Annotated in this window: 8 protein-coding genes; 3 read left to right on the top strand and 5 right to left on the bottom strand. The window is 36.8% G+C overall.

Going from position 1 to position 7,137, the window contains the following annotated elements; genetic code table 11:
- Positions 1–12 precede the first annotated feature (12 nt).
- From A6M14_RS00850 to A6M14_RS00835, 4 genes are all read right to left on the bottom strand, one after another.
- Positions 13–519, bottom strand: a complete 507-nt coding sequence (locus A6M14_RS00850) for an AbiH family protein (RefSeq protein WP_152872886.1) — start codon at positions 517–519, stop codon at positions 13–15.
- Positions 520–613: 94 nt separating this feature from the next.
- On the bottom strand, positions 614–991 hold the full coding sequence (locus A6M14_RS00845; RefSeq protein WP_152872885.1) for a hypothetical protein: 378 nt from the start codon (positions 989–991) through the stop codon (positions 614–616).
- 55 nt (positions 992–1,046) lie between these two features.
- Complete coding sequence (locus A6M14_RS00840) at positions 1,047–1,493, bottom strand: hypothetical protein (RefSeq protein ID WP_152872884.1); 447 nt, start codon at positions 1,491–1,493, stop codon at positions 1,047–1,049.
- 88 nt (positions 1,494–1,581) lie between these two features.
- Positions 1,582–2,991 carry an FAD-binding oxidoreductase gene (locus A6M14_RS00835; RefSeq protein WP_152872883.1) on the bottom strand — a complete coding sequence of 470 codons (1,410 nt, stop codon included), beginning with the start codon at positions 2,989–2,991 and terminating at the stop codon, positions 1,582–1,584.
- Positions 2,992–3,352: 361 nt separating this feature from the next.
- Here A6M14_RS00835 and serA point away from each other — a divergent pair, with 361 nt between their 5' ends.
- The 3 genes from serA (at position 3,353) to A6M14_RS00820 (ending at position 6,614) form a co-directional block, all read left to right on the top strand.
- The gene (serA, locus tag A6M14_RS00830) at positions 3,353–4,585 is read left to right on the top strand and encodes a phosphoglycerate dehydrogenase (protein WP_152872882.1); all 1,233 of its coding nucleotides are present in this window, start codon (positions 3,353–3,355) and stop codon (positions 4,583–4,585) included.
- Positions 4,586–4,691: 106 nt separating this feature from the next.
- A complete protein-coding gene (locus A6M14_RS00825) occupies positions 4,692–5,564 on the top strand; it encodes an EamA family transporter (protein WP_152872881.1) in 873 nt (290 codons plus the stop codon).
- 180 nt (positions 5,565–5,744) lie between these two features.
- The gene (locus A6M14_RS00820) at positions 5,745–6,614 is read left to right on the top strand and encodes an EamA family transporter (RefSeq protein ID WP_152872880.1); all 870 of its coding nucleotides are present in this window, start codon (positions 5,745–5,747) and stop codon (positions 6,612–6,614) included.
- Positions 6,615–6,671: 57 nt separating this feature from the next.
- On the opposite strand, the gene A6M14_RS00815 is transcribed toward A6M14_RS00820, so the two are convergent.
- The coding region (locus tag A6M14_RS00815; RefSeq protein ID WP_152872879.1) for a hemerythrin domain-containing protein at positions 6,672–7,137 on the bottom strand (466 nt) is incomplete at its 5' end.

Raw genomic sequence — 7,137 nt, 5'->3', positions numbered from 1 at the left:
TTTATATCGAACTCAGGTTAAAATATCAAATCTTCTTTTACTTATTTTATAAATTTGATCTTCAATTAGCGTTTCTAAGCTAATATCATAATCAAATTTCCCTTTTGATTCGTAAACTTGATAAATATTGGCAAACAATCCGCTCAATATATTTAAAGCCTCTTCAATTTTTAATTCAAAATCAATCCAGGTTTTAACCTCTCGAACATGTTCAGAAAAATACTGATACCAAACATTTTCTTTTAATTGATTTTGTAGTTTCTCAACTTCATCAACAGAAATTTTAATTTCCTCAGTTTTATACATCGCCTTTGTATGTTGAAAAAAACTATTCTGCCATTCTTCTTCAGTTTCATTATTTTTATGCCAATAATCCTTTATAAATAGATCATCAAAACCCATCTCACCTTTAGCAATATCCCCATTTTCTATAGCATCCATTGCAATCATAAAATGATCATACTTGGTCGGTAAATAATGTGACAAATCAAAACCATTCCCGACAATTAAAATATTCATTGTTTTTATATTTCCCCAAATAAAAAAAGCGTATCAATTGATACGCTTTTATGAGCCAAAATACATTAAAAATCAATCATATTTTGGACTAATATCAAGGGCAAAGTGCCGTTTGGAAAGTCTTGGTATTTTTACCACGTCCACACTTAAACTCTTCTTTTTTATCTACCTGTTTCCAGTCATTACCCTGCAACTTAAAACTATAAATCGTACGAATCGCACTCACAGAATCATCCATTAAACCCGCTTGCAACACCATCACTTGCGCTACATTTGGCGATTCCACACTATTAAATACCTGACGAATTTCAATTGTATTTAACTCAGACTTCAAATCTGGATGAGCTTTTAAAACTTGCTCAAATGGCGTATGAGAAGTTCCCACACCTACCTTAGACACTAAATCCTTCGTGGTTGCACAGCCTGCCAAAAGCCCAACACATACAGACATCATTGCTATTTTTTTTAACATCTTCATTACTCAAAATAAAAAAGGCATACCATATATCATGCTATGCCTTTTAAAATTACACTATAGAAAATCTGTGTCTTTCTAGCAAAACACTTCCAATTAAGGACATGTTTTTTTTGTGATATGTCGTCGTATCTGCGCCACGTCCACACTTTTGCGTTTCATCAACACTCAGTTGTTTCCACTCGCCATCTATAAATCTAAATTTAAAATCCTTTCGCGTTCCAACCACTGAATCATCTGCCCAACCCTCTTGAATTAAGGTTACGGTAGCTTCACGAATGTTATTTTCTGCCGAAAGTTTTTGGCTTATTTGAATCGTGTTGTAGTCATGAAAATCTTCAACAGTTTTATATACCTGATCTAATGGAGAACCAGCTTTTGTTTCAGGATAAACTCTTGTTTCTTCTTTATTACTTGAAGTTGAACTTAAATTTTGAGTGCTTGCACACCCCATTAAAGCCAATATTGTAAATACGGAAAAGCTTATTTTTTTTAACATTCTATTGTCTCTATTTATAAAAAAAAGATGTAGCATTTAAATAATGCTGCATCTTTTAATTTTGAAAAATAAGAGAATTGTAAAACAATTAAAGATCGAACAATTTACCTGGGTTCATAATACCGTTCGGGTCAAATACTTGTTTCAACGCTTTCATGTATTCAATTTCTTCAGCAGTACGCGTGTATTCAAGGTAAGGTTTTTTCGTCATACCTACACCGTGTTCCGCAGAAATCGAACCGTCATATTTTTTCACAGTGTCGAATACATACTTGTTCACCACCTGACATTTACCAAAGAACTCATCTTTCGTTAAGTTTTCAGGTTTTAAGATGTTCAAGTGCAAGTTACCGTCACCAATATGACCAAACCAACAAATTTCAAAGTCAGGATAATTTTCAGATACGATTGCATCAATTTCTTTAATAAATGCAGGAACATAAGTAATTAACACAGAAATGTCATTTTTATATGGCGTAAATGGCGCAATCGATTCTGAAATATCTTCACGTAAACGCCATAAGCTTTCCACTTGATCTAAGCTTTGGCTCATTACACCATCAAGTACCCAACCTTCTTCCATGCAATGCTCGAAGATTTCCATCGACGCATCCATAATTGGTTCATACGGCGCTTCAAATTCAAGCAATACATAAAATGGACATTCAGTTTCAAATGGACGTTGAACATGACCATTTGCCAAAACTTTTTGCATTGCAAGTTCACCAAAGAACTCAAATGCGGTTAAATCAATTTTCTTTTGGAAAGCATGAAGTACAGGCATAATCGCGTCAAAATCGGGAACGCCCAATACCATAACTTGTAAATCGTGCGGTTGACGTTCAAGTTTAATTTCAGCTTCTGTCACTAAACCTAAAGTACCTTCACCACCAATAAATAAGTGTTGAAGCGCATAACCCGTAGCATTTTTAATCATGCCTTTGTTTAAACGAAGGATGTCGCCTTTACCCGTCACAACCGTTAACCCTAAAACCCAGTTACGTGTCATGCCGTATTTAATTACTTTAATACCGCCAGCATTTGTACCAATGTTACCGCCAATTTGCGATGAACCCGCAGATGCGAAATCTACTGGGTAGTACATGCCTTGTTCTTCAGCATAATTTTGAAGTTGCTCAGTCACCACACCTGCTTGAACTCGAACCATACGATCTGCTGGGAAGAACTCAAGAATTTGGTTCATTTTGTCCATGCTCACCACGATTTCACCGTTGGTAGCCACAGCACCTGCAGATAAACCTGTACGACCACCCGATGGCGTTACCGCAACATTAAATTGGTTCGCAAGTTTTACAATTTCTTGTACTTGTTCAGTCGTCGATGGAAAAACGATAACCGATGGATTAGGGTCGAAGTGCTTAGTATGGTCACGTCCCCAATTTTGGAGGCTATCCGCATCTGTTTTAATGCGGTTTTCACCAACAATTGCAGTTAATTGGGTCAATAACTCTGGGGTTAAAGCGACTGGAGCATTCATCGTTTTCAGACCTTGCAAGAAGTAAACAAGTAGTTAGTGTCTTAGAGAGTGCTGTTTTTAAACAATATTTACCATGTTCAAATGCACATTTCTTAGACTGATCGTGAAGATAAATCCGACAGCATGAACGTGTCAGATTTTCACGAGGCAGTATTATAAGCCATTTTTACAAAATCCCGCAGAAAATCGTATTTTTAGAATGTCGCCTTTGAAATTACACAGTTAATTAGACCAATTTCGACAAACCTTGTCACATATTTTAGAAAAATACCTCTGCCCAAAGCCATAAAGGAAATGTATATAGGCTAATTTCCTATGCTATTATATCGCCACTAAATTTGGCCTTTGTAGCGGAGCCGTAATGAGCCAACATCTTTCTTTGCCTAAAGATAAAATTCGTTTCTTGTTGTTAGAAGGCGTTCATCAAAACGCTGTAGACACTTTAAATGCTGCTGGATACACCAATATCGATTACCATAAAACTGCGCTTGAAGGTGAAGCGTTGAAAGAAGCGGTAAAAGATGCTCACTTCATTGGTATTCGTTCTCGTACTCAACTGACTGAAGAAATTTTCGAAGCTGCAAACAAGCTTATTGCTGTGGGTTGTTTCTGTATTGGTACGAACCAAGTGAATTTAGATGCAGCAATGCGTCGTGGTATTCCTGTATTTAACGCACCATATTCAAACACTCGTTCAGTTGCTGAACTTGTGCTTGCTGAAGCAATTCTTCTTCTTCGTCGTGTACCTGAAAAATCTACAGATACACATGCAGGCGGTTGGAACAAATCTGCTGTTGGTTCGTATGAAACACGTGGTAAAACATTAGGTATCGTTGGTTACGGCTCTATCGGTTCTCAACTTTCTGTACTTGCAGAAAGCTTGGGTATGAAAGTGATCTACTTCGACACAGTGACTAAATTACCTTTAGGTAATGCACGTCAAGTGGGTAGCCTAGATGAATTATTGGCAAATGCTGATGTTGTATCACTGCATGTTCCTGATGTTCCATCTACGCGCAACTTCATGACCAAAGAAAAATTTGCACAAATGAAAGAAGGTGCAATTTTCATCAATGCTGCACGTGGTACATGTGTTGTTATTGAAGACTTGGCAGATGCATTGAAATCTGGTCATCTTGCAGGTGCTGCGGTTGACGTATTCCCTAAAGAGCCGAAAGCGAATGGTGAAGAATTTGTTTCTCCACTTCGTAACATCCCTAACGTGATTTTAACACCTCACGTAGGTGGTTCTACAATCGAAGCGCAAGCAAACATTGGTTTAGAAGTTGGTGAGAAATTCGTTGCTTACTCAGATAAAGGTATGACTTTATCTGCTGTAAACTTCCCTGAAATTGCTTTACCGTTGACTGAAGGTAAACATCGTTTACTTCATATTCATAAAAACATTCCGGGTGTTCTTTCTAAAATTAACAACTTGTTTGCTGAACACGGCATCAACATCTCTGGTCAATCTTTAATGACTAAAGGTGACGTTGGTTACTTAGTTATGGACGTAGATGCAACAGCATCTCAAGAAGCGCTTGATACACTTCACGAAGTTGAAGGTACAATTCGCGTACGTGTATTGTTCTAATATTCGTTTATATTTAAAACCACAGCATTCGTGCTGTGGTTTTTTTATTGCGTCATTTTATGTTTTTCATCATCCGCTACTTGTGAAAACCAAACGAATTTAGTTCATGCCGAGTTTTAAAATTGCACTACATGTGCAAGCGCCTCTTATTTTACTGATCGCAATGATCAGCATGCAAAGTAGTGGTTCTTTCGCTAAATACTTATTCGGTCAATTTCCTATATTGACCGTTTCAGCAATGCGTCTACTTTTAGGCTCATTGGTATTGGCAATTATTTTTAAAATTTGGCAAATCAATTTCAAACAAGTGAAATGGTCTGCAATTATCAGCTACGGTTTAGCCCTTGCAGGGATGAATATGCTGTTTTATTTAGCTATTGATCGGCTTCCATTAGGTATTGCTGTCTCATTTGAATTTATTGGCCCTTTAAGCGTTGCACTTTATTATGCAAGGCAAAAGTTCGATTTCATTTGGGTTGGGCTTGCTATTCTGGGCTTAATTTTGCTCTTCCCTTTTAATCAAGCGGCGCAATCTTTAGACCCTATTGGAATTCTTTTGGCTTTAGCTGCAGGTGCTTGTTGGGCACTTTATATTATTGCAGGACAAAAACCATCAGGTATTTCGGGCAATCATACTGTGTGTTTAGGCATGTTTATTGGCATGTTAGTTTTAATGCCTATTGCCATATTTTTTGGAATACCCGCACATACTTTTGAACCGACAAGCTTAATGTATTTTATTGCTTTGGCTGTTCTTGCAAGTGCACTACCTTTTACTTTAGAGATGATTGCATTACGCAATTTAAGCGCACTTAGTTTTGGTACGCTAATGAGTGTTGAACCTGCAATTGCAGCATTATCAGGTTTTATTTTCTTAGGCGAACAACTGCTATGGAATCAATGGCTCGCTTTAGCCACTATTATTACTGCATCAATTGGTTGTACCTATACTACACAACAAGCCAAGAAAAAAATCTGATACTTGAATTTAAAACTTTTGAATTTAAACTTCTCCTCAAATAAGATGACTTTTCTTTTTTAAATTTAAAACTTTTAATTTACATTTCGGCTATATTTCAGACATCACAAAATAAGCAAAATGGTTATACTCAAGCTACGACCTTAATGCTTACACCTCTTTTGGTGTAGTGATATAAAAATGCCAAAATCCCAACTTCTCGCTGTGCTCTTCATGGTTCTTTCCATGATTTCTTATCAAATCAGCGCATCGTTTGCCAAACAGCTATTCACCGTTTTAGATCCACTTTCTGTCACCATTTTACGCTTATGTTTTGCAGCCGTTATTGTTTGCATCATGTTTCGTTCTTGGAGCATCTTAAAACGATTATCTTTTTTAAAATGGCGAGATTTGCTGTGCTATAGCGCAGCCTTAGGTTTAATGAATGTGCTCTTTTATGCATCCTTGGGTAAATTGCCTCAAGGCATTGCTGTAGGCTTAGAATTCATTGGTCCTTTAGGCTTAGCCTTACTTTCGATTAAGCAACGTAGTGATTATATTTGGGTTCTTCTCGCCATTTTAGGTGTTGCCCTTATGGTGCCTTGGGGTCAAGCACAAGGCGATAACTTCTCTATTATTGGTGCAATTTATGCTTTAGGTGCAGGTTTGTGCTGGGCAGGATATATCTTTTTTGGACAAAGAGTGGCTCACCAAAATATAGGTATGCATGCACTTACCATTGCCATTGCTTTATCTGCCATTAGCTTGTTGCCTATTGGTTTATACAACAACGCACCCGCGTTATTCGAAACCCAATATTGGGGCAAAGCCTTAGCAATTGCTATTTTAGCAACAGCCATCCCCTATGCTTTAGATCTACAAGCCTTAAAACGTTTAAATAAACTCAGTTATGGCACACTGCTCAGTCTTTCTCCTGCACTTGCAGCATTAGCAGGTTTATTCTTATTGGGTGAAAAAATTGGCTTTTTACAATGGATTGCACTTTCATGTGTCATGCTTGCTTCTATTGGCGTTGCTTTAAGATCGAGTAAAACAACAAATACACCATAAACTTATAAAAAGGGATGCGCTTGTGCATCCTTTTTTTTAATTCTTAGATTTTACAATTTAGGTTAAGCTGTCTTTATCTGACTTAATATATTTTTTATATTCAGTTTGATATTGCTTCGCCAAACTTTCTTTTTGTTTATCTTCTAAAATTTTTCCTGCCTGTTGAAAGAATGTATGTTCCTCCTCTTCTAAATGATGATGAACCGTTTCAGACAGTTTTTTCGCAATAGCCAACCATCCAGAATTACTAAATTCTGTTTCAGTTAACTGCTCAAGTAATTCATCCATTTCATGATGTTCTGCAAGTGCATGACGCGTAATATTCAGCCCCGAATCTGTCATCATTAATGGAATATAAAAATAACGATCTTCTGCAACAGCATGTGCAAATAATTCATTTTTTAACTGATCGAACAATGCACGTCTTTCAGGTGTATCTCCTGAAGTTTGTATTAATTTTTCTGCAATTTCTCTTTGTTTATTATGACTATTACGTAATGCTTGGCAGAGTAAAACTTGAAGT

Source organism: Acinetobacter portensis (assembly GCF_009372215.1).
Classification (GTDB): domain Bacteria; phylum Pseudomonadota; class Gammaproteobacteria; order Pseudomonadales; family Moraxellaceae; genus Acinetobacter; species Acinetobacter portensis.
Note: the sequence above shows the minus strand (reverse complement) of the source record. Positions and strands in the feature narration are given on the sequence as shown.